Annotated in this window: 26 protein-coding genes, 4 tRNA genes and 1 pseudogene; 15 read left to right on the top strand and 16 right to left on the bottom strand. The window is 74.0% G+C overall.

The features are described from left to right. Positions 1-96: 96 nt before the first annotated feature. On the bottom strand, positions 97-1,029 hold the full coding sequence (locus EV188_RS06345) for an AraC-like ligand-binding domain-containing protein (protein ID WP_166659735.1): 933 nt from the start codon (positions 1,027-1,029) through the stop codon (positions 97-99). Positions 1,030-1,150: 121 nt separating this feature from the next. Between EV188_RS06345 and EV188_RS06340 the strand changes: the two genes are divergently transcribed. Continuing rightward, positions 1,151-1,843 (top strand): DUF899 domain-containing protein, encoded by a 693-nt coding sequence (locus tag EV188_RS06340; RefSeq protein ID WP_133825294.1) that lies wholly within the window; start codon positions 1,151-1,153, stop codon positions 1,841-1,843. A gap of 73 nt (positions 1,844-1,916) precedes the next feature. Here the strand turns inward: EV188_RS06340 and EV188_RS06335 are convergent. The 4 genes from EV188_RS06335 to EV188_RS06320 form a co-directional block, all read right to left on the bottom strand. After that, a tRNA-Val gene (locus EV188_RS06335) sits at positions 1,917-1,988 on the bottom strand. Between the two features lie 23 nt (positions 1,989-2,011). After that, positions 2,012-2,491: a TIGR02611 family protein gene (locus tag EV188_RS06330; RefSeq protein ID WP_243741499.1), complete on the bottom strand. Its 480-nt coding sequence runs from the start codon at positions 2,489-2,491 to the stop codon at positions 2,012-2,014. Beyond that, positions 2,488-3,351: an anti-sigma factor domain-containing protein gene (locus EV188_RS06325; RefSeq protein ID WP_133825293.1), complete on the bottom strand. Its 864-nt coding sequence runs from the start codon at positions 3,349-3,351 to the stop codon at positions 2,488-2,490. The genes EV188_RS06330 and EV188_RS06325 overlap by 4 nt, the downstream gene beginning before the upstream one ends. After that, complete coding sequence (locus tag EV188_RS06320; protein ID WP_243741498.1) at positions 3,348-3,920, bottom strand: RNA polymerase sigma factor; 573 nt, start codon at positions 3,918-3,920, stop codon at positions 3,348-3,350. Before EV188_RS06320 ends, EV188_RS06325 begins: the two co-directional genes overlap by 4 nt. Positions 3,921-4,220: 300 nt before the next feature. Between EV188_RS06320 and EV188_RS06315 the strand changes: the two genes are divergently transcribed. The 6 genes from EV188_RS06315 (at position 4,221) to EV188_RS06295 (ending at position 6,164) form a co-directional block, all read left to right on the top strand. Continuing rightward, positions 4,221-4,646 (top strand): SsgA family sporulation/cell division regulator, encoded by a 426-nt coding sequence (locus tag EV188_RS06315; RefSeq protein WP_133825292.1) that lies wholly within the window; start codon positions 4,221-4,223, stop codon positions 4,644-4,646. Between the two features lie 112 nt (positions 4,647-4,758). Next, positions 4,759-4,831: transfer RNA gene (locus tag EV188_RS06310), tRNA-Gly, on the top strand. Between the two features lie 54 nt (positions 4,832-4,885). Beyond that, positions 4,886-4,957 (top strand) — tRNA-Cys (locus EV188_RS06305). A 1-nt stretch (position 4,958) separates the two neighbouring features. Then, a tRNA-Val gene (locus EV188_RS06300) sits at positions 4,959-5,030 on the top strand. Between the two features lie 85 nt (positions 5,031-5,115). Next, entirely contained in the window at positions 5,116-5,274 is a 159-nt protein-coding gene (locus tag EV188_RS31385; protein WP_166659734.1) for a hypothetical protein, read from the top strand. Positions 5,275-5,375: 101 nt separating this feature from the next. Beyond that, a complete protein-coding gene (locus EV188_RS06295) occupies positions 5,376-6,164 on the top strand; it encodes an IclR family transcriptional regulator (protein WP_133825291.1) in 789 nt (262 codons plus the stop codon). A gap of 3 nt (positions 6,165-6,167) precedes the next feature. Here the strand turns inward: EV188_RS06295 and EV188_RS31380 are convergent, their stop codons facing one another. The 6 genes and pseudogenes from EV188_RS31380 to EV188_RS06270 all read right to left on the bottom strand — a co-directional run bounded on the left by EV188_RS31380 (position 6,168) and on the right by EV188_RS06270 (position 9,347). After that, positions 6,168-6,341, bottom strand: coding sequence for a hypothetical protein (locus tag EV188_RS31380; protein ID WP_166659733.1), 174 nt, complete (start codon positions 6,339-6,341; stop codon positions 6,168-6,170). 22 nt (positions 6,342-6,363) lie between these two features. Further along, entirely contained in the window at positions 6,364-6,861 is a 498-nt protein-coding gene (locus EV188_RS06290; RefSeq protein WP_166659732.1) for an AAA family ATPase, read from the bottom strand. Between the two features lie 15 nt (positions 6,862-6,876). After that, positions 6,877-7,107, bottom strand: coding sequence for an alpha/beta fold hydrolase (locus tag EV188_RS06285; RefSeq protein ID WP_133825289.1), 231 nt, complete (start codon positions 7,105-7,107; stop codon positions 6,877-6,879). Positions 7,108-7,123: 16 nt separating this feature from the next. Further along, positions 7,124-7,627: pseudogene (locus EV188_RS33190) on the bottom strand (alpha/beta fold hydrolase); the annotation flags it as partial. 39 nt (positions 7,628-7,666) lie between these two features. Next, the gene (locus EV188_RS06275; protein ID WP_133825288.1) at positions 7,667-8,641 is read right to left on the bottom strand and encodes an NADPH:quinone oxidoreductase family protein; all 975 of its coding nucleotides are present in this window, start codon (positions 8,639-8,641) and stop codon (positions 7,667-7,669) included. Between the two features lie 61 nt (positions 8,642-8,702). Further along, complete coding sequence (locus EV188_RS06270) at positions 8,703-9,347, bottom strand: class I SAM-dependent methyltransferase (RefSeq protein ID WP_133825287.1); 645 nt, start codon at positions 9,345-9,347, stop codon at positions 8,703-8,705. Between the two features lie 113 nt (positions 9,348-9,460). On the opposite strand from EV188_RS06270, the gene EV188_RS06265 reads away from it, so the two are divergent. Further along, complete coding sequence (locus EV188_RS06265; RefSeq protein ID WP_133825286.1) at positions 9,461-9,691, top strand: hypothetical protein; 231 nt, start codon at positions 9,461-9,463, stop codon at positions 9,689-9,691. Here EV188_RS06265 and EV188_RS06260 read toward each other — a convergent pair. After that, positions 9,670-10,059 carry a hypothetical protein gene (locus EV188_RS06260; RefSeq protein ID WP_208113989.1) on the bottom strand — a complete coding sequence of 130 codons (390 nt, stop codon included), beginning with the start codon at positions 10,057-10,059 and terminating at the stop codon, positions 9,670-9,672. The genes EV188_RS06265 and EV188_RS06260 overlap by 22 nt on opposite strands. Positions 10,060-10,162: 103 nt before the next feature. On the opposite strand from EV188_RS06260, the gene EV188_RS06255 reads away from it, so the two are divergent. Beyond that, entirely contained in the window at positions 10,163-10,984 is an 822-nt protein-coding gene (locus EV188_RS06255) for an alpha/beta fold hydrolase (protein WP_133825285.1), read from the top strand. Here EV188_RS06255 and EV188_RS06250 read toward each other — a convergent pair. Then, complete coding sequence (locus EV188_RS06250; RefSeq protein WP_133825284.1) at positions 10,981-11,643, bottom strand: TetR/AcrR family transcriptional regulator; 663 nt, start codon at positions 11,641-11,643, stop codon at positions 10,981-10,983. The two genes, EV188_RS06255 and EV188_RS06250, sit on opposite strands and share 4 nt — an antisense overlap. 111 nt (positions 11,644-11,754) lie before the next feature. Here EV188_RS06250 and EV188_RS06245 point away from each other — a divergent pair, with 111 nt between their 5' ends. Next, entirely contained in the window at positions 11,755-14,289 is a 2,535-nt protein-coding gene (locus EV188_RS06245; RefSeq protein ID WP_133825283.1) for a DEAD/DEAH box helicase, read from the top strand. Between the two features lie 80 nt (positions 14,290-14,369). Continuing rightward, a complete protein-coding gene (locus tag EV188_RS06240; RefSeq protein WP_133825282.1) occupies positions 14,370-14,579 on the top strand; it encodes a hypothetical protein in 210 nt (69 codons plus the stop codon). A 119-nt stretch (positions 14,580-14,698) separates the two neighbouring features. Here EV188_RS06240 and EV188_RS32900 read toward each other — a convergent pair whose 3' ends face one another. Beyond that, positions 14,699-15,682 carry an AraC family transcriptional regulator gene (locus tag EV188_RS32900; protein ID WP_279536702.1) on the bottom strand — a complete coding sequence of 328 codons (984 nt, stop codon included), beginning with the start codon at positions 15,680-15,682 and terminating at the stop codon, positions 14,699-14,701. A 147-nt stretch (positions 15,683-15,829) separates the two neighbouring features. Here EV188_RS32900 and EV188_RS06230 point away from each other — a divergent pair, with 147 nt between their 5' ends. Then, positions 15,830-16,699, top strand: coding sequence for an NmrA family NAD(P)-binding protein (locus tag EV188_RS06230; protein WP_166659731.1), 870 nt, complete (start codon positions 15,830-15,832; stop codon positions 16,697-16,699). Positions 16,700-16,714: 15 nt separating this feature from the next. Beyond that, positions 16,715-18,052: a cryptochrome/photolyase family protein gene (locus EV188_RS06225; RefSeq protein WP_133825279.1), complete on the top strand. Its 1,338-nt coding sequence runs from the start codon at positions 16,715-16,717 to the stop codon at positions 18,050-18,052. A gap of 3 nt (positions 18,053-18,055) precedes the next feature. Here EV188_RS06225 and EV188_RS06220 read toward each other — a convergent pair whose 3' ends face one another. Further along, complete coding sequence (locus EV188_RS06220; protein WP_133825278.1) at positions 18,056-18,910, bottom strand: exodeoxyribonuclease III; 855 nt, start codon at positions 18,908-18,910, stop codon at positions 18,056-18,058. 122 nt (positions 18,911-19,032) lie between these two features. On the opposite strand from EV188_RS06220, the gene EV188_RS06215 reads away from it, so the two are divergent. Continuing rightward, positions 19,033-20,637, top strand: a complete 1,605-nt coding sequence (locus EV188_RS06215; RefSeq protein WP_133825277.1) for an ATP-binding SpoIIE family protein phosphatase — start codon at positions 19,033-19,035, stop codon at positions 20,635-20,637. After that, entirely contained in the window at positions 20,634-20,951 is a 318-nt protein-coding gene (locus EV188_RS06210; RefSeq protein WP_133825276.1) for an STAS domain-containing protein, read from the top strand. Before EV188_RS06215 ends, EV188_RS06210 begins: the two co-directional genes overlap by 4 nt. 6 nt (positions 20,952-20,957) lie before the next feature. Here EV188_RS06210 and EV188_RS06205 read toward each other — a convergent pair whose 3' ends face one another. Further along, positions 20,958-21,413 carry an SRPBCC family protein gene (locus EV188_RS06205; RefSeq protein WP_133825275.1) on the bottom strand — a complete coding sequence of 152 codons (456 nt, stop codon included), beginning with the start codon at positions 21,411-21,413 and terminating at the stop codon, positions 20,958-20,960. Positions 21,414-21,444: the final 31 nt, after the last annotated feature.

Raw genomic sequence — 21,444 nt, 5'->3', positions numbered from 1 at the left:
CGTGGATCGAGTACTACAACACCCGACGTCCCCACACCGCCTGCCGCGGCCGAGCCCCGATCACCCGCCTGTCACCAACGTGATGGCCCAGTACACCTAGCCGGGTCCGGAACGGAACGCGCCCGGGCTCACGCCGGTGACCTCGCGGAACGCGCGGTGCAGCTGCGCCTCGCCGCCGAACCCGCACCGGGCGGCGACGACCGCGACCGGCAGGTGGGGCTCGGCCCGGAGCACCGCCTTCGCGCGCCGCACCCGCTCGTGGCGCAGCAGGTCCCGCAGCGTCCGGCCCTCGCCCGCGAGCACCCGGAACAGCGTCCGGCGCGAGATGTGGCACGCCGCCGCGATGTCGTCGGCACTGACGCCGGGCTCGCCCGCCGCCCGGGCGATCGCGTCGTGGACGTTCTGGCGGACCGCGGCGTCCGTCCCGGCCCTCGACGCCCCCGCGAGCCCCAGGGCGTACTCGAACAGCCCGACCGCGTGCGGCACGAGCCCCGGGGCCGGGTGCCCGTCCTCGGCCTCGCGGGCGAGCCCCACGAAGAAGTCGGTGACCAGCCGGCCGGGCCCCGGCCCGTCGAGCACGACGGCGGTCGCGTCCCGGACGCGGGCGGCGGGCAGTGCCGTCCGGGGCACCTGGACCACGAGCTGGCGGAAGTGGGCGCCGAACGCGAGCGTGTACGGGCGCGTGCTGTCGTAGAACGCCATCGAGCCGGCCCGCAGCCCGGCGACGCGCCCGTCCTGGCGGATCTCACCGAAGCCCTCGAGCTGGATGCTCGCCAGCAGGTAGTCCTCGTGGCTGCGGGCGATCAGCGAGCGGGTGCGGTCGACGCGCTGGGCGTCGGCCGTCACCGTCGACAGCTCGACCTCGTCGAGGGCGCGGTGCGCGATCGAACCGGCGAACGGCCCCGGGAGCACCGGCCGCGCGGAGAGCTGCACGAAGGCGTCGCAGATGAGGTCACGCCAGTAGTCGAAGGCATGGTCCTGATCCACCGCGGTCGTGGACCACTCGGCCGCGGCCGGGGTGGCTCCCATGCCTTCGGCATCGAACCCCGCGGCGCACCGGTTGTCCACGTCCGGCACCGGTTGCGGATCGATACTGCTTCGGTATCGTCCGGTACTGACTTCGTACCGAGCACGACGAGGAGGTCCCGCGATGACGTCGCTGCCCCTGCCCGACTCCGCCCTGCCGCCCGTGGTGTCGACCGAGGAGTGGAAGAAGGCGCACGCGGCGCTGCTGGTCCGGGAGAAGGAGCACACGCGCGCGACCGACGCCCTCGCCGCCGAGCGCCGGCGCATGCCGATGGTCCGGGTCGACGCCGATTACCGGTTCGTCGGCCCGGAGGGCGAGGTCGGCCTGCTCGATCTGTTCGCGGGCCGGCGCCAGCTCCTCGTCTACCGCTTCTTCTACGACTCCGACGTGGACGGCTGGCCGGACAAGGGGTGCCCCGGCTGCTCGTACCTCGCCGACAACGTCCCGCACCTGGCCCACCTCCACGCCTGGGACACCAGCTTCGTCATGGTCTCCGAGGCCGGGCAGGACCAGATCGCGGCGCTGAAGCGTCACATGGGCTGGGAGGGCACGCCCTGGTACACGCTGGTCGGGAAGTCCTTCAGCCAGGACTTCGACGTGCCCGAGATGTTCGGGGTCAACGTCTTCCTGCGCGACGACCACGACCGCGTCTACCGCACCTACTTCGTCACCGGCCGGGGCGTGGAGTCGATGCTCCCGACACTGGGGATGCTCGACCTCACCGCGCTCGGCCGCCAGGAGACGTGGGAGGACACCCCGGAGGGCCGCCCGCAGCTCCCGCCGTACCGCGCCGAGCGCCACGACGAGTACGCCTGAAGCACCGTCGGGCAGTCATGACGAAGGCCCTGGTCTCTGCCTCTCACGAGGCTGTGACCAGGGCCTTGGTGCGTGGGCGATACTGGGATCGAACCAGTGACCTCTTCGGTGTGAACGAAGCGCTCTCCCCCTGAGCTAATCGCCCGCGACGTGGACGAGCCTAGACCATCAGACGATCGGGCTCTGCAGCCAGGTCCAGTGCCCGAGGCCCACGAGCTTGGCCACGAGGTAGGGCGCGCCGAGGAGCCAGAGGGTCGCGAGGACGATCGCGCAGGTCAGCAGACCCAGCAGGCACTTGACGATGACGTGCTGCCGGCCGACCCACGCCATCCACCGGTCGTAGTGGCGCCGGGCGAACCGCAGGAGACGGCCGGCCCAGGCGAACTCGGTCGCGAGGATGCCGAGACCCGCGAAGACGATCAGCCAGCCGGGGCCGGGGTACGGGATGGCGATGATGCCGACGATCAGCACGATCGTGCCGAGGATCCCGATGCCCAGGCGCCAGGCCTTGTTCATCTTCGGCTTGGCGCGCACCCGCGCCCGGAAGTGACGGACCCGGGTGCGCATCGTGCGGTGACGGGGCGGCGGCGTCGGGGACGGCGGATCCTGCTGCGCGGTCGCGGTCGACTGCTCGCCCGTCTCGCTCAACGTCCCACCTGCCCACTCGCGACGACCCTGGTCGGCGAGGCGGGCGCCGTGCGTCCGGGCTCGAGTGACACCGCGAACCCGGCATACGGCACCGCCTCGGGAGCCGAGGGTACGGAACGGACATCCGGAGCCTCGCCCCCGACGTCGAACGTCCCGAGCGGCTGTGGGGTTCCGTCGGCGAGCCCCCAGAGGACATAGGTCTCGGCGAGGGCGTCGTTGGGGCCGAGCCCGGTGGTCAGCACCCGCTGGCTCGTGCCGTCGTCGACGACGACCCCGACGATCCCGCCCTGGGCGCCCGCGAGGACCGCGTGCGGGACCCCGGGGGTGCCGGCGTCGTGCAGGACGTCGGCGATCGCCGCCTCGCGCTGCGCCTGGGCGGCGGCCGCGGCCTGGGCGCTGTCGCGCTCGGCGCGCAGCGCGTTGTTGGCCGCGGTCAGCCCGCCGATCGCGGCGACGACCAGGACGACGGCGGCCACGGCGAGCCACCGCGTCGCGCGGGACCGGCGCGGGGCGAGGGGGACGACGGTGGCGTCGCGTCCCGGCTCCCCCGTGCCGTCGGAGGACGGGGGCGCGCCCGCGGCGGCGACGTCCGGGGTGTCGACGCCGGGCCCGGAGGACTCCGCCTCGACCGCGTCGAGCAGGCGCTGCCGCAGCCGCGGCGGCGGGTCGACCGGGACGACGGCGCCGGCGAGGTCGCCGAGGATCGCGCTGGTCTCGTCGACCGTCTGCCGGCAGATCGGGCAGGTCTGCAGGTGGGCCTCGAAGGCCGTCGCCTCGTCCGGGTCGAGGGTGTGCAGGGCCCACCCGACGGCGAGGGCGTCGTGCTCGCCGGTGTGGGTGTCGGGGGCGCGGTGGGTCATCGCTCCTCCCCCTCGACCTCGACCTGCGGGCCCAGGATCGTGCGGAGCTTCTGGGTCCCGGCGAACATCCGTGACTTGACCGTGCCCAGCGGGACGCCCACCAGGCTCGAGACCTCCCGCTGCGTGTAGCCGCCGAAGTAGGCGAGGGCGAGGGCCTCGCGCTGGTCGGCCGGCAGCTCGGTCAGGGCGTCGCGCACCTTGCCCGCGACGACCGCGCCGAGCGCCGCCTGGTCGGCGCCGGGACCCGGCGGGATGTTCCAGTCGTCGCCGTCGGCGCTCGGGGGCGCGGTCCGCTTGCGGCGGGTCGCCTCGCGGCGCACGGCGTCGACGGCCCGGTGGTGGACGAGCGTCAGGAACCAGCTCGACACCGTGCCCCGGGCGGGGTCGAAGCGGCCCGGATCGCGCCACACCACGAGGAAGGCCTCCTGCACGACGTCCTCCGCCAACGACTCGTCCACACAGATACGACGGGCGAGCGAGTACGCGGGACGTCCGAAGCGGTCGTAGAGCTGCGCGAGTGCTTCCGCACTGCGCTCGCCGATCCGTTCGAGCAATGTGGCATCGGTCACACCAGCACCACGGTCATCGTCACTCTCCGGAGCCACCTCGGGGACTCCTCGCGACGCGTCCGTCACTGGTGAACACTCTCTTCCCGGTGCGTGTGCGGGCAGGACGTGCGTCAGGTTAGTGCTCCCGGGGCAGGGGTGGACGCCCGGCCGGGGAGGGTGGTTCGTTACGGAACCGAACCGGGTACGGCCCCGGAGGAGTGCCCGTCCGGTGTGATGCATGCGTGAGCCGGGTGAACCGGCGTCACAGGGTCGTCCGCCAGTCGTTTCCCCCGACGACAGCAGCGTGCGAAAGGCAGCCTCATGCTCAACGACCACACGACGATCCGCTCCACCGCGGTCTTCGACCTCGTCGGCCCGCCGAACCCGCCCGTGCCCGTTCAGGTCGAGATGCGGTACGACACCCGCGACCCGTACGCCGTGCAGGCGGCCTTCCGCACCGGCCGTGCCGGGTGGGTGGAGTGGGTCTTCTCCCGCGACCTCCTCACCGACGGGCTCCTCGGTGCCGCCGGTGCCGGTGACGTCCGCATCCGTCCGGCCGACGGCGACGCCGAGTCGATCGAGATCGAGCTCAGCTCCCCCTCGGGTCACGCCACCTTCCGCGCCGCGAGCCGCGAGGTGTCGGAGTTCCTGACCCGCACCCACGAGATCGTCGCGCCCGGGTCCGAGGACGACTGGCTGGACCTCGAGCACGCCCTCGGCCTGCTGCTGTCGAGCGACCCGAGCTGACACGCACCCCCCCCCCCCGGGCAACGGGGGGGACGCACGATGCAGTAGTGTTCTCTTCGTCGGCAACGGCGGGCCGGATGATCGAAAGACTTCCGAAACCCGCCGGCCACAGGCGGACGTAGCGCAGTTGGTAGCGCATCACCTTGCCAAGGTGAGGGTCGCGGGTTCGAGTCCCGTCGTCCGCTCGGGAGGCTCCTCGCCTACTTCTCCACGGTGAGCCGGAAGACCTCCGGAAGCCTGGCGCAGTGGCCGAGTGGCTTAGGCAAGGGCCTGCAAAGCCCTGTACGCGGGTTCGATTCCCGCCTGCGCCTCGGGCGATTAGCTCAGTGGGAGAGCACTACCTTGACACGGTAGGGGTCACTGGTTCAATCCCAGTATCGCCCACCCAGGAAGCCCTGGTCGAAATCCGGAAACGGGTCGAGACCAGGGCTTTCGTCGTTCCCGGACGACGCGGAGGACGATGGACCGCATGTCGTCCTCCGAGCGGTCACCCGCCGAGCTCCCCGACGACGCCGGCGGCGACCCGGCGTGCTGGATGCATCGGGTGTGCGACGCCTGCGGGCGCCTCGCCGACGAGGACCCGCCGACACATTGCCCGTCCTGCGGGAAGCTCCTCGAGGCGGACTGACACCGCGGACTGACACCCGCGCTGTCCGATCCGCGACTTTCACCCTTTCCTCAGAGCGCGGCCGTTCCGCCGCCGCACCCCGCTCCATACGATCACGTCTCGTGACGATCGAGCTCCCGCTCCCCCGCTCGGGCGATGCCCTGCGCAGCGCCGCGGTCGCACCGGGCACCCTCCGTGCGCTGCGCGTGCTCGCCGCCCACCCGGGCGGCGTCGACCTCGCCACCCTGGGCGGGCACCTCGGGCGCACGAGCACCGACGTCCTGCCCGTCGTCACCGGGCTCCTGCGCTCGGGCCACGCCGAGCGCACCGACGCCGGGAGCTACCGGCTGCGTCCCGGGCCGACGTGGGGCGCCGCGGACGTGCCGGCGCCGCGGCGCGAGCTCCCCGAGGTCCTCTCGGAGGCCGTCGGCGAGCTCTACCGGCGCACCCGCGCGTGGTCCTACCTCGTCGAGTGGGCCGACGACGACCACCTCGACGTCGTCGACCTGCGCGGCCACCAGGGCCTCGGTCTCGTGCCCGAGCTGCCTGCGCGCATCCCGCCGTCGATGGCCCACGCCCTCGCGGTGAGCAAGGTGCTCATCGCCTTCGCCCCCGACCGCCGCGCCCGGCTGGCGCCCCGGTGGACCCCGTACACGCCGGAGACGATCACGACCCCCGAGGCGTACGACGCCGAGCTCGCCCGGGTCCGGCGCGACGGCTACGCGCTCGACCGCGAGGAGTACGCGACGGGCTTCGGCTGCGTGTGCGCCCCGATCGCGGACCCGGGCGGGCGGGTGAGCGCCGCGATCGCGATCTCGCTGCCCGCCGCGCGCCTGCGCACCGAGCTCGGCGCGCTGGTCGCGGACGTCACCGACGTCGCGCGCCGGGCGCACCGCCGCTGGTACCGCTAGAGATCAGCTCTCGTCGTACCTGTCGGCCGCCTCGTTGCGCTGCTTGGCGATCTCCAGCGCGTGCTCGGCGGTCTCCTTGTCGGGGTAGGGACCGAGCCGGTCGGCGGCGCGACAGCCGTCCCACGGCTCCACCCGATGGTGCTTGAGGCAGTAGTACCACTCGTTCTCGTGGGCCACGGTCCCATGCTGGCACGTCCGCTCAGTCGTCGCCGAGATCCGCGGCCGGCAGCACGGGCGGTGCCGCGAGCGGCGGGAGGCGCCCGGTCTCCGGATCGAGGAACCGGGCGGCCATGTCGCGCAGCCGCTCCTCCCCCACGCGCTCCGCCGCCGGGCGGGCGGCGTCACGGCGGACGCAGTCCTCGATGTCCGCGACGACCTCCTCCACGTGCCACCCCGCGCCGCACGCCTCGGCGAGCGCGAGCCAGCGCCGCGCCGGCCCCGAGCGCAGGTTCGTGGCGTCGACGACGACGTCCACCCCGTCGCGCAGCGCGCCCCGCACGATCCGCCACTCCACGTCGGAGATCCGCCGCTCCACCGCGTCGACCGGCGCCGCGTAGGCGGGGTCGACCATGGTGCGGCGCAGGTCGTCGCGGTTGACCCGCAGGATCGAGCCCGGGCGCCGCGACGCGACGAGAGCCCACGCCCACGTCGACTTCCCCGACGCCGGCAGGCCCCGGGTCAGGTAGAGCGTGGGCACGTCGGGGCCCACATCTCAGGGCCGGGGCCGTGTCGCCGCGAGGACGAGCTCGGCCACCAGCGCCGGGTCGTCGCCCATGGGGACGTGCCCGCAGCCCGGCAGCAGGTAGACCGCCGCATCGGGCAGCGCGCGGCGCAGGCGCTTCGACTGCCCGCGGGGCAGCAGGAGGTCGCGGGCGCCCCAGCCCACCGTCGTCGGGACGGAGGAGCGCTGCGGCACGGTCCAGGTGTCGAGGTGGGCGAGCATCGTGCGGAACGACGAGCGACGGGTGGCTCAGCCCGTGCAGGTCGGCGGTGATCTGGTCGGGGTCGATCCGCGACGGGTGCGCGAGCAGCAGCCCCACCAGCGCGGTGCGCAGCAGCGGGGTCGCGAGCATCTGGCGCAGCCGCGCCGACGGGATCGGCGCGAGCAGGGCGTGCGCCCCGCCGAGCACCGCGCGCGCCCAGAGGCGCCCGGCGCGCGACCAGAACCCGGCGGGCGAGAGCGCCGTCGCCGAGCGCACCGTGCCGCGCGCCGCGAGCTCGAGGGCGACGAGCCCGCCGAGCGAGTTGCCGACGACGTGCGGGCGCTCGAGCCCCTGGGTCCGGCAGAACGCCTCGACGGCGTCGGCCAGCGGCGCGATGTCGCCGCTGTACTCGGGCGGGAGGTCGGGCGACTCGCCGTGGTCGGGCAGGTCGACCGCCCACACCTCACGCTCGCCGGCGAGCAGCGGCGCGACGAGGTCCCAGCCCTGGCGGCGGTGGGTGATCCCGTGCAGGAGCAGCACGGGCTCGCCCGACCCGGAGCGGGTGTGCGCGAGGTCCACTCACTGCTCCCCGGGGCGGATGACGACCTTGCCGGTGACGCGGCGCTCGGACAGCTCGGCGATCGCGGCGCCCGCCTGCGACAGGGGGTAGGTCGCGCTGATCGGCGGGGCGAGCTTGCCGCTCGCGACGTCGTCGCGGATCGCGTCCCACTGGCGGCGCATGAACCCGGGGCGCTTCGTGGCGTAGGCGCCCCAGCCCGCGCCGACGACCGAGGTGTTGTTGAGCAGCAGCCGGTTGACCTTGACCGTGGGGATCTCGCCGGCGGTGAAGCCGACGACCGCGAGCCGGCCGTCGTCACCCAGGCTGCGCAGGGAGTCGGTGAAGCGGTCGCCGCCGACCGGGTCGACGACGACGTCGACCCCGCGCCCGCCGGTGAGCTCCTTGGCGGCGTCCTTGAAGCCCTCCACCGGGATCCAGTGGTCGGCGCCGGCTGCCGTCGCCACCTCGCCCTTGCCCTCCGACGACACGACGGCGATCACCGTGGCGCCGCGGGCCTTGGCGAACTGGATGCAGGCGACGCCGACCCCGCCGGCCGCGCCGTGCACCAGCACCGTCTCCCCCGCCTCGAGGTGCGCACGGGTCTCGAGCACGAAGTGCGCGGTCAGGTAGTTCATCGGCAGGCAGGCCCCGATGTCGGACGACACCCCGTCGGGCAGCGGGAACACCGTCTCGGTCGACGACGCCACCGTGGTGGCGAAGCCGCCGAGCACCGGCAGCGCGGCCACCCGGTCGCCGGGCGAGAACCCGGAGCCGTCGGGGGCCTCGCGCACCGTGCCCGCGACCTCGCTGCCCAGCAGGAACGGCAGCTCGGGGCGCATCTGGTACTGCCCGCGGCTCAGCAGCAGGTCGGGGAAGACGACGCCGGCCGCCTCGACGTCGATGAGGACCTGGTCGGCACCGGCCTTCGGCTCCTCGACCTCGTTGACCTCGACCGACTCCGGCCCGTCCAGCCGGACGACCTGCACCGCGCGCACCGCGCCTCCCGACCTCGCCTGGTAACCGTCAGAGGTGACGGTTCTATCAGCCGCAGCCGCGTCAGGTGAACCGGTAGACCGTGGTGGTGGTCGTCGCCCCGCCCTCGAGGTCGGCGGTCCCGGTGACCTCGTAGCGCCCGAGGGCGGTGACGCGGCGCCGCGGCAGGTACTCGCGGCCGGGGTCGCCGACGACGACGTCGACGCCCGCCGCGCTCGCCTCGTCGCAGAAGCGCTCGACGTGCCGGGCCATCGGCTGCTCGTAGAACACGTCGCCGGCGAGGACGAGGTCGACGTCGAGCTCCTCGCCGGTGTCCGAGCCGTCCAGCACGTCGCCGACGACCTCGACGACCACGTCGTTCAGCGCGGCGTTGAGCCCGACCGCGGCGCGGGAGCGCGCGTCGGTGTCGGACGCGATCACCGCGGCGGCGCCGGCCCGGGCCGCGGCGATCGCCACCAGGCCCGAGCCGGACGCGAGGTCGAGCACGCGGCGCCCGCGCACGAGCTCGGGGTGGTCGAGGACGTGGCGCGCCAGGGCCTGCCCGCCGACCCACGCGAACGCCCAGAAGGGCGGCGCCTCCTCGTCGAGGGCCGACCAGGTGCGGTGGATGTCGTCGGCGAGCAGCAGCGTGATCTCCGGGACCAGCGGGGCCGTGCCGGGCGCGGTCCAGTCCCGCACACCGTCGCCGATGCCGTCACCGTTCGTCACCGCTTGCCTCCGAAGAGACGCAGCGCCGGACGGTGTTGATCCCTACCCTGGTCCCGACGCACCATCCGTCCACCCGCGATCCGCCCGTCCCCGAGAGCACCGAGGAGGCCGCCATGACCGACGAGGACGCCGTCCTGCTCTACGTGGGCGGCCCGCTCGACGGGCGCGTCGAGGTGCGCGAGGCGCGTCACGGCGCACCCCTCCCGGTGGTCACCCACACCCACCTCCACGACGGCCCCAAGGTCGTGCACGTGTACGACCTGCACCCGCTCACCCCGGCCGCCGGTGTCTACCACCTGCGCGTCGCCGAGGTCCCGGCCGATCAGTCGCCGGCGGCGAGGTAGCTCAGGCCGCACAGCGTCCCCCACACCGCCGCGACACCGGCCGCCTTCGCGCGGTACTGCTGGCCCGGCAGCGAGGTCCCCAGCACGGCGAGGTCGGCGACGTCGGCGCCGACGCGCACGGCCACGGCGGTCTTCAGCGCCTTCCCGGCGGGCGCGAGGGCCATCGCGAGGCCGGAGGCGAGGTCGCGCCCGCCGAGGGCGCGCACCCCGATCGCGGTCGCGGTCGGCAGCGGCGCCCCGTCGGCCTGCAGGCCCGTGGGCCTGGCGAAGAGCGCCGGGTTGGCGATGATCGCCACGCTGTAGCCGGCGGTGGCGACGCCGAGCACGCGGGGGATCCAGGTCAGGTCACGGGACTTGGTGGTGGTCACGCGGTCCGGCGTACCCGAATCCCGCGGAACCGATGAATCGGAGGCCGGCGCGCCGTCACACCGGACGAGAACCCCGACCCCGTCCGTCCGCCCGGAGGCCCCCGTGACCGCTCCCGCCGCCACCGACACGCTCGCCGTCCCCGGCGCCCGCCTCCACCACGAGGTCCGCGGCGCCGGCCCGCTGGTCGTCCTGCTCGGCACCCCGATGGACGCCCACGCGTTCGCCGGCCTCGCCGACCTGCTCGCCGCCGACCACACCGTGCTCACCACCGACGTCCGCGGGATCGGCCGCAGCCCCGTCGACGACCCGGACGCCAGCCCGACGCTCTCGACGCGCGCCGACGACGTCGCCCGGCTGATCCGCCACGTGGGCGCCGGGGGCCCGGTGACCCTGTTCGGCTCCAGCGGCGGCGCGGTCACCGCGCTCGCGCTCGCCCAGGAGCACCCCGACCTCGTCGACACGGTGATCGCCCACGAGCCGCCGCTGGTCGAGCTGCTGGACGACCGCGAGGCGCGCCACGCGGGCGGGGACGTGGTGATCGAGCGCTGGTTCGCCGGCGACCACGTCGGCTCGTGGCGCGCGTTCCTCGAGAACGCGGACATCGCCATGCCCGAGGAGGTGTTCCAGATGGTGTTCGCGGCCGCGCCCGACGCCGCGGCGAAGGCCGACGGCGACTACCAGAACGCCCACCTCCTGCGCCCGACGACGCACTTCCGCCCGGACGTCGACGCGCTGCGCGCGGGCGGGCCGCGGATCGTCGTCGGGATCGGCGAGGACTCGGCAGGCCAGCTGTGCGACCGCACCTCCCGCGCGCTGGCGGCCGCGCTCGGCGTCGCGCCGACGCTCTTCCCCGGCGACCACGTCGGCTTCGCCGAGGACCCCGCCGCCTTCCTCCCGGCGCTGCGGGCGGTGCTGCCGGCCTAACCCACCGGCCGCTCGACCGGCGCGCCGTCGGGCAGCCGGAGGATCAGCCGCAGGACCCGGCTGTAGAGGTCGGTGGGCACGGCCTCCTCACCGAGGACGCGGCGCAGCCGGATCATGCCGTGGAACAGCGCCGCGGCCGCGATGACGAACTCGTCGTCGCGGACCGCCGCCCGCACGGCGGGGTCCATGGCGTCCCAGTCGTGCGAGAGCCGGTCGTTCGCGAAGCGGGCCATCCGGACCTCGTGCTCGGCGAGGCGGTCGGCGAACTCGGGGTGGCGCACGGCGTAGAGCCACATCTCGGCGTCGAGCAGGGCCTCCTCGCGGGAGTCGGCCACCTCGGCGACCAGCCGGTCGAGGGCCGCGAAGGTCTCGTCGGGGTCGTCGTGCACGACCGCGCTCATCGCCGAGACGTCCGCCGAGGTCTGGGCCTCGAGCAGCGCGGTGAACAGCGCCTCCTTGCTCGCGAAGTGCACGTACACCGACCCGACCGAGACCCCGGCCGTGCGGGCGATCTCCTCCACGGAGGCCGGCCCGTACCCGCGCTCGGCGAAGACGCGGCGTGCGGCGTCGAGCAGGGCGCCGCGCGTCCGCGCCTTGGTCGCCGCGCGGCGACCGAGCGGCGCCGGCGCCGTCCTCGTCGCTTCGTCACCCTGGGTCACACGTCATCCTTCCTGCAGCCGACCTGGCCCAACGACGGCAGGCGCGTGTAGTGACGCATCGTAACCCGCGGGGCTCCTCGGGGACGGGGTGCGATCCCGGACAATGGCGGGGTGACCACCTCGACCGCGCTCCTGCCCGCATCCGGCGCGGACCCGGACGAGATCTACGAGGGATTCGCCGAGTGGGCCGCCGAGCGGGGCCTCGACCTCTACCCCGCGCAGTCCGAGGCGCTCATCGAGCTCGTCTCCGGGTCGAACGTGATCCTCTCGACGCCGACGGGGTCGGGGAAGTCGCTGGTCGCGCTCGGTGCGCACGTCACCGCGATGTCGCGGGGCGAGCGCTCGGTCTACACCGCGCCGATCAAGGCGCTGGTCTCGGAGAAGTTCTTCGCCCTCGGCGCCCAGCTCGGTTACGCCAACGTCGGCATGCTCACCGGCGACGCCGCGGTGAACCCCGAGGCGCCGGTCATCTGCTGCACCGCCGAGGTGCTGGCGAACTGGGCGCTGCGCGAGGGGCGTGACGCCGAGGTCGGCCAGGTCGTCATGGACGAGTTCCACTACTACGCCGACGCCGAGCGCGGGTGGGCGTGGCAGGTGCCGCTGCTCGAGCTGCCGCAGGCCCAGTTCCTGCTGATGTCGGCGACGCTCGGAGACGTGTCCTTCTTCGCCGAGGACCTGACGCGGCGCACCGGCCGCGAGACCGCGGTGGTCGCGCACACCGAGCGCCCGGTCCCACTGTCGTTCCGGTACGCCACGACGCCCCTGCACGAGACGATCACCGAGCTGCTGTCGGGCCAGCAGGCACCGGTCTACATCGTCCACACGACGCAGGCCGCGGCGATCGAGCAGGCCCAGGCGCTGATGAGCCTCAACGTCTCCTCGAAGGCGGAGAAGGAGCAGATCGCCGAGCTCATCGGCTCGTTCCGCTTCACCGCGGGCTTCGGCAAGACGCTCTCGCGGCTGGTGCGCCACGGCATCGGCGTGCACCACGCGGGGATGCTGCCGAAGTACCGGCGCCTCGTGGAGACCCTCGCGCAGGCGGGCCTGCTCAAGCTCATCTGCGGGACCGACACCCTCGGCGTCGGCATCAACGTCCCCATCCGCACGGTGCTGTTCACGGCGCTGACCAAGTTCGACGGCCAGCGCGTGCGCCACCTGCGCGCCCGCGAGTTCCACCAGGTCGCCGGACGCGCCGGGCGCGCCGGGCACGACGTCGCGGGCTACGTCGTCGCGCAGGCCCCCGAGCACGAGGTCGAGAACGCGAAGCGCCTCGCGAAGGCCGGCGACGACGTCAAGAAGCAGCGGCGCGTGGTGCGGGTGAAGCCGCCCGAGGGGTTCGTGTCGTGGTCGGGCAAGACCCTCGAGAAGCTCATCGAGGCGCAGCCCGAGGCGCTGACCAGCCAGTTCCGGGTGTCGACGGCGATGCTCCTGCAGGTCGCCCAGCGGAAGCAGCCGTTCTTCCCCGCGATGCGCCACCTGCTCGAGGACAACCACGCCGAGCGGCCGGTCCAGCGCCGCCTGATCCTGCGCGCGATCGCGCTGTACCGGGGGCTCATCGACGCCCAGGTGCTGGAGCGGATCGACACCCCCGACGGCCCCGACGTCCGCCTCGTCGACGACCTCCAGGTCGACTTCGCGCTCAACCAGCCGCTCTCGCCCTTCGCGCTCGCGGCCTTCGACCTGCTCGACAAGGAGTCGCCGACCTACGCGCTCGACATGGTCTCGGTGGTCGAGTCGACCCTCGACGACCCGAAGCAGATCCTGCGCGCCCAGGAGAACCAGGCGCGCGGCGAGGCCGTGCAGGCGATGAAGGCCGAGGGCATCGAGTACGAGGAGCGCATGGAGCTCCTCGAGGACGTGACCTGGCCGAAGCCGCTCGCCGAGCTGCTCGGGGCCGCCTACGAGTCCTACCGCTCCGGGCACCCGTGGGTCGCCGACCACGAGCTCTCGCCGAAGTCGGTGGTCCGCGACCTCTACGAGCGCGCGATGACGTTCACCGAGTACGTCTCGTACTACAAGATCGCGCGCTCCGAGGGCCTCGTCCTGCGCTACCTCACCGACGCCTTCCGGGCGCTGCGCCAGACGATCCCCGAGGCGTCGCGCACCGAGGACCTCGACGACCTCGTCGCCTGGCTCGGCGAGCTCGTCCGCCAGACCGACTCGTCGCTGCTCGACGAGTGGGAGAACCTGGCCAACCCCAGCGAACTGGATGCCGCCGGCAGCGACGCCCGCCCCGTCGACCAGGGCCCGCCGCCGGTCACCCGCAACGAGCGGGCGTTCCGCGTGCTGGTGCGCAACGAGATGTTCCGCCGGGTGGAGCTGTTCGCCCGCCGCTCCCCCGCCGAGCTGGCGGACCTCTCCGAGCACGGCCCCGACGCCGCGTTCTGGACCGAGGCCATCGAGGGCTACTTCGCCGAGTACGACGAGCTCGGCGCGGGTCCCGACGCCCGCGGGCCGGCGTTCTACCGCGTCACCGTGCCCTCGGATGTGGCTGGCGGCCGGACCTGGCACGTCCGCCAGGTGCTCGACGACCCCGAGGGCGACCACGACTGGTCGATCACCGCCGACGTCGACCTCGACGCCTCCGACGAGCTCGGCGCGGCGGTGGTGCACGTGACGGCGGCGGGACCCATGTCCGTCACCTGAGCGATCAGGAATCGAGAAGCCCGGCCCGAGAGATCCGCCCTAGCGTCAGCGGTCCAGATCGCCCGACGAAGGAGTGGACCATGGCCAAGACGCACCGCGTGGCGCGGCAGACCCACCGCTGGATCAGCATGCTGTTCGTGGTGACGGTGGTCGCGACGACGATCGCCCTGGCCGTCGGGAGTGCCGCGTCGGTGTGGATCGTCTACACGCCGCTGTTCCCCCTGGCGCTGCTGCTCCTCACCGGGCTGTACCTCTTCGCGCTCCCCTACCGCCAGCGGCGCCGGGCCTGACGCCGCGACGTGGGCCAGTCGGCGAAGATCGCGAGTTCGGTGACGAACACCCTCGTATCTGCGGGGATTCGTCACCGAGACCACGATCTCGGCTCAGGACACGGGTCGCGATCCACCGCTCACGCCCCGAGCAGCAGCTCCTCGTCCACCGCGGGGCGTGCGCGGACCGAGCCCGGTGGGGTCCCGACGACACGGCGGAAGGCCCGGCTGAACGCCGCCTCCGAGCGGTAGCCCATCGCCGCGGCGACGGACGCGACCGTCGTGTCGCCGGCGCGCAGGCGGTCGTGGGCGACGAGCATCCGCCAGCGCGTCACGTACGCCATGACCGGCTCGCCGACGAGGGCGGTGAAGCGCGCCGCGAAGGTCGAGCGGGACAGCGCGAGCTCGCGGGCGAGGCCGGCGACCGTCCAGTCGTGGGCCGGGTCGGCGTGGACGAGGGCGAGCGCGCGCCCGATGTCGGGGTCCGTGAGCGCGCCGAGCCAGCCGGAGCGCGCCGCCGGGTCGTGCGAGAGCCACGCCCGCAGCATCTGCACGACGAGGACGTCGGCGAGGCGGGTGATCACGGCCTCGCCACCGGGGCGGGTCTCCTCCACCTCGAGCGCGATGAGCCGCAGGGTGTCGTGCAGGCGCGCGGTCAGCGGCGAGACCGGGACGTGGACGATGTCGGGCATCAGGGCGACGAGCCGCTCGGCCATCGGGTGCTCGAGGCGGACGGCGCCGCAGATCATGGTGGTCGGCGCGCCGTCGCCGCCGTAGGTGATCGTCGCGTAGCGGTCGCCGTACCAGGTGTGCGGCAGCGTCAGGACGTTCGGTGCGGGCGAGTGCGGCGGCGGGTCGGTCGAGCGCAGCTCGTGGCCCTCGCCGCGCGGCAGCAGCACCACGTCGGACGGCGCCAGCGTCACCTCGTCGTCCCCGACCACGATCGTCGCGGTGCCCGAGGTGACGACGTGGAACCAGAGGCAGCTCGGCGTGCGCGGCAGCTTCAGGCCGAAGGGCGCCCGCAGGTCGGACGAGCAGTAGAACGTCCCGTTCATCCGCAGGACGTGCAGGGCCGCGCCGACGGCGTCGGACGGGGTCCAGGGCGGCTGGACGACGGCGGTCACGTCGCCCAGCTTCCGGCATCGCGGCGCTGATCGTCCACGGTTCCCGGACGATCGAGCAGGAGAACCGGCGTCGCGGCGATGGTTCGTCCGACCCGAGCGGCCCAGTGTCGGACGCATCGGATCACCGACCACCGAGGAGACGCCATCATGATCACTGTCCTGGGAGCGAGCGGGAACACCGGCGGCCGGGTCGTGCGCCGGCTGCGCGAGGCCGGGGTGCCGGTGCGCGCCGTCGGCCGCGACACCGCGCGCCTCGCCGACGCCGTCGCCCGCGGCGCCGAGCCGGCCGTCGGCGACATCACCGACCCCGCGTTCCTCACCGAGGCGATGCGCGGCGCCGAGGCCGCCTACGTCCTCATGCCCCTCGACCTCGCACCCGGCTACCGGGCGCAGCAGGAGCAGGTGGGCACCGCGATCGCGACGGCGCTCGCCGCGGCCGGGGTCCCGCGGGTGGTGGCGCTGAGCTCGCTCGGCGCCGACGTCGCGCGCGGCACCGGCTTCCTCGAGACCCTGCACGAGCAGGAGCAGCGGCTCGCCGGCCTCGACGCGCGGGTGACGGTCCTGCGCCCCGGCCTGTTCTTCGAGTCCTTCCTGCCCGCGCTCGCACCGATGCAGGCGACGGGCGTGCACCACGACACGGTCGACCCGGACGTCGTGCTGCCCATGGTCGCCACCGCGGACGTCGGCGACGTCGCCGCGGGCGCGCTGCTCGACCCGGCGTCGTCCGGGGTGCGCGAGGTGCTCGGCGCCGAGGACCTCACGATGCCCGAGGCCATCGCCCGCCTCGGCGGGGTGCTGGGGACGCCGCTGCGCTACGAGCGGGCGCCCGACGACGTCATGCGCACGGTGCTGGTCGAGGCCGGGCTGCCCGCCGACCTCGTCGAGGAGCAGCTCGCGATGCACGCGGCGTTCAACCGCGGCACCGTGCAGAGCCGGGCCGGCCGGTCCCCGGCGACCACGAGCCCGACGACGCTCGAGCAGTGGGCCGCGACGCTGGTGAGTAGCGCGCGCCCGTGACGGGAACGCGCCGACGTGACGACCGTGTGCCTGTTCACCCGTGACCTGCGGGTCCACGACCAGCCCGTCCTCCACGCCGCCGCCGAGCAGGGGGACGGGCAGGTCGTGCCGCTGTTCGTCGTCGACGACGCGATCGAGGGCTTCCGGGTGCCGAACCGGGCGCGCTTCCTCGCCGAGTCGCTGGCCGACCTCGACGCCGGCCTGCGCGACGCCGGGGCCCGGCTGGTCGTGCGGCGGGGCGACGTGGCCGAGGAGGTCCGGAAGATCGCCGAGGAGGTCGACGCGACCGCCGTCCACGTCGCCGGCGACGTCAGCGCCTACGCCGGGCGCCGCCGCGAGGCCCTCGAGAAGGCCCTGGAGCCCCGGGAGCTCGTCGTGCACGACGCCGTCGTCACCTTCGTGTCCCCCGGCACCGTCACCCCGACCGGCGGCGACCACTTCAAGATCTTCACGCCGTACCACCGGAAGTGGGCGGACGTGGAGACCCGCGAGCCGCTCGACCCGCCGACGGGTCTCGCCCTCCCGAAGGGGCTGACGGCGGGCGCGGTCCCGAAGCCGAAGGACCTCGCCGACGGAGAGACCGCGCCGGGCCTCCTGCCCGGCGGCGAGAAGGCGGCCCGCGCGCGGCTCGACGACTGGCTCGACCGCATCGACGAGTACGCGCAGGGCCAGGACCTGCCGGCCCGCGACGGGACGTCGCGCCTGTCGCCGTCCTTCCACTTCGGGTGCCTGTCGCCGACGGAGGTCGCGCGGCGGGCGGGCACCGAGAAGGAGGCGGCCGCCCAGTTCGTCCGCCAGCTCGCGTGGCGGGACTTCCACCACCAGACGCTCGCCGCCGTCCCGCGCGCCGCCACGCACGACTACCGCGACCGCGGCGACCGGTGGCGCCGCGACGACGACGAGTTCGCCGCGTGGGCGGAGGGCCGCACCGGGGTGCCGATCGTCGACGCCGGCATGCGCCAGCTGCACCACGAGGGCTGGATGCACAACCGCCTGCGGCTGATCACCGGGAGCTTCCTGACCAAGTCGCTCTACCTCGACTGGCGCCTCGGCGCCCGCCACTTCCTCGACCACCTCGTCGACGGCGACGTCGCCAACAACCAGATGAACTGGCAGTGGGTGGCGGGCACCGGCACCGACACGCGCCCGAACCGCGTGCTCAACCCGATCACCCAGGCGAAGCGCTACGACCCCGACGGCGAGTACGTGCGCCACTGGGTGCCGGAGCTCGCCGAGCTCGAGGGCAGCCGCATCCACGAGCCGTGGAAGCACGACGGCGAGCTCGACTACCCCGCGCCGGTGGTCGAGCTCGACCAGGCCGGCGCCGCGTTCCGCTCGGCGCGGGGGGCGTGAGCGCTACTTCTTGCGCGAGCCGCCCTTCTTGGCCCCCAACGAGGGCGGCGGCACGACGGGGCCGATGTCGCCGTCGGGCGCCTCGTCGAGATCGAGGATCACCGGCGCGTGGTCGGACGGTCCGGTGCCCTTGCGGGCCTGGCGGTCGACCCAGAGCGCCGCGCGCCGCTTCGCCACGGGCTCGCCGGCGAGCACCAGGTCGATGCGCATGCCGCGGTCCTGGTGGAACGCGCCGCCGCGGTAGTCCCAGTAGGTGAAGACGCGCTCGTCGGGCCAGCGCTCGCGCGTGACGTCGTGCAGCCCGGTCTTGAGCAGGGCCGCGAGGGCCTCGCGCTCGGGCGGGGTGACGTGGGTGGACTCGGCGAACGCCTCGACGGAGTAGACGTCGGGGTCGGCCGGGGCGATGTTGAAGTCGCCGGCGACGACCGTCGTGTCCGCCCCGGAGGCCTCGACGCGGTCGCGCAGGGCGGCGAGCCACTCGAGCTTGTAGGCGTAGTGCGGGTCGTCGGGGTCGCGACCGTTCGGCACGTAGACCGACGTCACCCGCAGGCCGCCGCACGTCGCGGTGACCGCGCGGGCCTCCTGGTGGGGGTAGCCGGGTCCGCCGGGCAGGCCCTCCTCCACGTCGTCGAGCCCCACCCGCGAGAGCAGGGCGACCCCGTTCCAGCGGCCCTCGCCGTGGTGGGCGACCGCGTAGCCGCGCTCGGCCAGCGGCGCCGCGAACGACTCGGCGAACGCCTCGTCGGACAGCTTGGTCTCCTGCAGGCAGACCACGTCGGGCGCGCGCTCGTCGAGCCAGCCGAGCAGCCGCGGCTCGCGCGCCTTGGCCGAGTTCACGTTCCACGTCGCCAGTCGCACGCCCGCCACGCTAGCCGGGAGGACCGACGGGCCCGCCGCCCGGCGTCATCACTCCGACGCCGATTCGTTTCGGGGCCACGAGCGTTTCGTGACAAAGGGCGCGCGTACTAGCGTTCGGCCCCATGGCAGCGTCGAGCCCCGTCACCGATGAAGATCGGCTCAGACGCATCGAGCAGATCACCGACACCACCCTGGCGCACCTCGACACCGAGGACCTCCTGGTCGAGCTCCTCGATCGCGTCCGTGCCCTGCTCCAGGCCGACACGGCAGCCGTCCTCCTGCTGGACGCCGCCGGCGACAACCTCGTGGCCACGGCCGCCCGCGGCATCGAGGAGGAGGTGCGCCAGGGCGTCCGGATCCCGGTCGGGAAGGGCTTCGCCGGGCGCATCGCCGCCGAGCGCCGGCCCGTCGTCATCGACGAGGTCGACCACTCGAACGTCATGAACCCGATCCTTCGCGAGAAGGACATCCGCTCGCTGCTTGGCGTCCCCTTGTTGATCGAGGGCAGCGTCCTCGGCGTCCTGCACGTCGGCACCCTGCGCCCGCGGCTGTTCACCTCCGACGACGCGGACCTGCTCCAGACCGCGGCCGACCGGATCGCCCTCGCCACGCGCACCCACCTCACCGGCCTCGAGCGGGCCGCGGCGTCGGTGCTGCAGCGCAGCCTCATGCCGGGCGCGCTGCCCCGGGTCACCGGCGTCGACTTCGCCGCGCGCTACGTCCCCGGCGAGGCCGGCGGGCTCGGCGGCGACTGGTACGACGTGTTCGGGCTGCCGTCCGGGCGCCTCGGGATCGTCATCGGCGACGTGGTGGGCCGCGGGCTGCAGGCCGCGGTGATCATGGGGCGGCTGCGCAGCGCCCTGCGGGCGTTCGCGCTCGAGGAGGAGGACCCGGCGGAGGTCATCGAACGGCTGGACGCCAACGTCCAGCACTTCGAGGACAACGTCATGGCGACCGTGCTCTACGCGATCGTCGAGCCGTCGCTGGAGTCGCTGACGCTGTCGACGGCGGGCCACCTGCCGCCGGTGATGGCGCGCTCGGGGCACCCGGCGGCCCTCGTCAACGTCCCGGTCGACCTGCCGGTCGGGGTGTCGGTCGGCCCGCCGCGGCGCACGACGACGATCGAGCTCCCGCCGCAGTCCATGCTCTTCCTCTACACCGACGGCCTCGTCGAGCGGCGCGGGCGCTCGCTCGACGTCGGGCTGGACGCGGTGTGCGAGGTGGTCGACGCCGACACCGACCCCGAGGCGGTGTGCGCCGCCGTGCTGCACCGCATGATCGGTGGGGACTCGGTGCACGACGACGTCGCCATGCTCGTCATCCGGCGGGGCGTGACGCCGGCCGTCGTCCCGCTGAACATCGTCGTGCCCGCCGTGCCGAAGGTGCTCGCCGACATCCGCTCCTCGGTGCGGCGCTGGCTCGGGGCCGCGGGCGCCACCGGCGAGGACATGGCCGACGTCCTCGTCGCCGTCGGCGAGGCCGCCTCGAACGTCGTCGAGCACGCCTACGGGCCGGCGGGCGGCACGCTGACGCTGCAGATGGAGCGCGAGGGCGGGTCGGTGGTGGCCACGGTGCGGGACAACGGCCGGTGGCGCTCGGCCCGTGGACACAACCGCGGGCGCGGCACGGCGTTGATCCGGCAGTGCACCGACGAGATGGACGTGATCGCCGGCGCCGGCGGCACGACCGTGACCTTCCGGCGCCACATCACGGGGGAGGTGCCATGACCGACGCGAGCGTCGTCGTCCGGCCCGAGGGTCCCGACGTGCGCATCACGATCGGGGGCGAGGTCGACCTCGAGAACGCGAACGACGTCGAGGAGCGGCTCGCCGCGGCCATCCCGAACGAGACCAACGTGGTCACGCTCGAGCTCGCCGAGCTGCAGTACATCGACAGCGCCGGCCTGCGCGTGCTGTTCGCGCTGGCCGCGCGCCTCGAGGTGCTGCAGATCGAGCTGCGCGTCGACGTGCCGCCGGGCTCGCACACCCGGCGGGTCCTCCAGCTCTCGGGGTTCGAGAGCCTGGCGACGCTGGACGCCTGAGGGCCCTCAGCCCTGTTCGGCGCGGCGCCGGATCGCGTCGAGCGTCTCCTCCATGCCGCGGCGGTTGGCGGCGGGCACGTCCCACGCCCGCGCCCGGCCGACGACGTTGGCGAGCGGGCTGCGCCTGTCCTGCCAGAACTGCTCGACGCGCGTGCGGCCACCCTCGGGGGTGAGGCGGAAGCCCCACCGCGCCACCGACTGGCCCATCAGGTCGACGTCCCAGCTGATCTCGCGCTGCGGGGCGTACTCGACGACCGTGCCGGTGGTCGACCAGCGCAGCAGGCCCTTGCGGTTGTGGCCCTTGAACCGCGCGCCGGGCGCCGGGCCGGAGGCGCCGCCGAGCCAGTCGACGCGGTGGCACTCCGGGGAGACGGCGCCGATCCGGGCCGGGTCGCCGACCAGGTCCCAGACACGCTCGGCGGGGGCGTCCACGGTGCGCGTGACCACGATGTCGTCGGGCATGGTTCCTCCGGATGGCGGTGGCAGGGCCGCC

It is taken from the genome of Actinomycetospora succinea (assembly GCF_004363095.1).
In the GTDB taxonomy this organism is placed as follows: domain Bacteria; phylum Actinomycetota; class Actinomycetes; order Mycobacteriales; family Pseudonocardiaceae; genus Actinomycetospora; species Actinomycetospora succinea.
The sequence above is the reverse complement of the archived record's forward strand: the minus strand, read 5'-3'. Positions and strand labels throughout refer to the sequence as shown.

What these genes read in the sequence shown, in the direction of transcription:
- EV188_RS31385 (WP_166659734.1), top strand. Translation starts at nt 5,116, where the DNA reads ATGTCGTCCTCCGAGCGGTCACCCGCCGAGCTCCCCGACGACGCCGGC.
- EV188_RS06205 (WP_133825275.1), bottom strand. Translation starts at nt 21,413, where the DNA reads ATGCCCGACGACATCGTGGTCACGCGCACCGTGGACGCCCCCGCCGAG.
- EV188_RS06265 (WP_133825286.1), top strand. Translation starts at nt 9,461, where the DNA reads ATGACCGACGAGGACGCCGTCCTGCTCTACGTGGGCGGCCCGCTCGAC.
- EV188_RS06325 (WP_133825293.1), bottom strand. Translation starts at nt 3,351, where the DNA reads ATGACCCACCGCGCCCCCGACACCCACACCGGCGAGCACGACGCCCTC.
- EV188_RS06285 (WP_133825289.1), bottom strand. Translation starts at nt 7,107, where the DNA reads ATGCTCGCCCACCTCGACACCTGGACCGTGCCGCAGCGCTCCTCCGTC.
- EV188_RS06240 (WP_133825282.1), top strand. Translation starts at nt 14,370, where the DNA reads ATGGCCAAGACGCACCGCGTGGCGCGGCAGACCCACCGCTGGATCAGC.
- EV188_RS06315 (WP_133825292.1), top strand. Translation starts at nt 4,221, where the DNA reads ATGCTCAACGACCACACGACGATCCGCTCCACCGCGGTCTTCGACCTC.
- EV188_RS06210 (WP_133825276.1), top strand. Translation starts at nt 20,634, where the DNA reads ATGACCGACGCGAGCGTCGTCGTCCGGCCCGAGGGTCCCGACGTGCGC.
- EV188_RS06345 (WP_166659735.1), bottom strand. Translation starts at nt 1,029, where the DNA reads ATGGGAGCCACCCCGGCCGCGGCCGAGTGGTCCACGACCGCGGTGGAT.
- EV188_RS06340 (WP_133825294.1), top strand. Translation starts at nt 1,151, where the DNA reads ATGACGTCGCTGCCCCTGCCCGACTCCGCCCTGCCGCCCGTGGTGTCG.
- EV188_RS06230 (WP_166659731.1), top strand. Translation starts at nt 15,830, where the DNA reads ATGATCACTGTCCTGGGAGCGAGCGGGAACACCGGCGGCCGGGTCGTG.
- EV188_RS06215 (WP_133825277.1), top strand. Translation starts at nt 19,033, where the DNA reads ATGGCAGCGTCGAGCCCCGTCACCGATGAAGATCGGCTCAGACGCATC.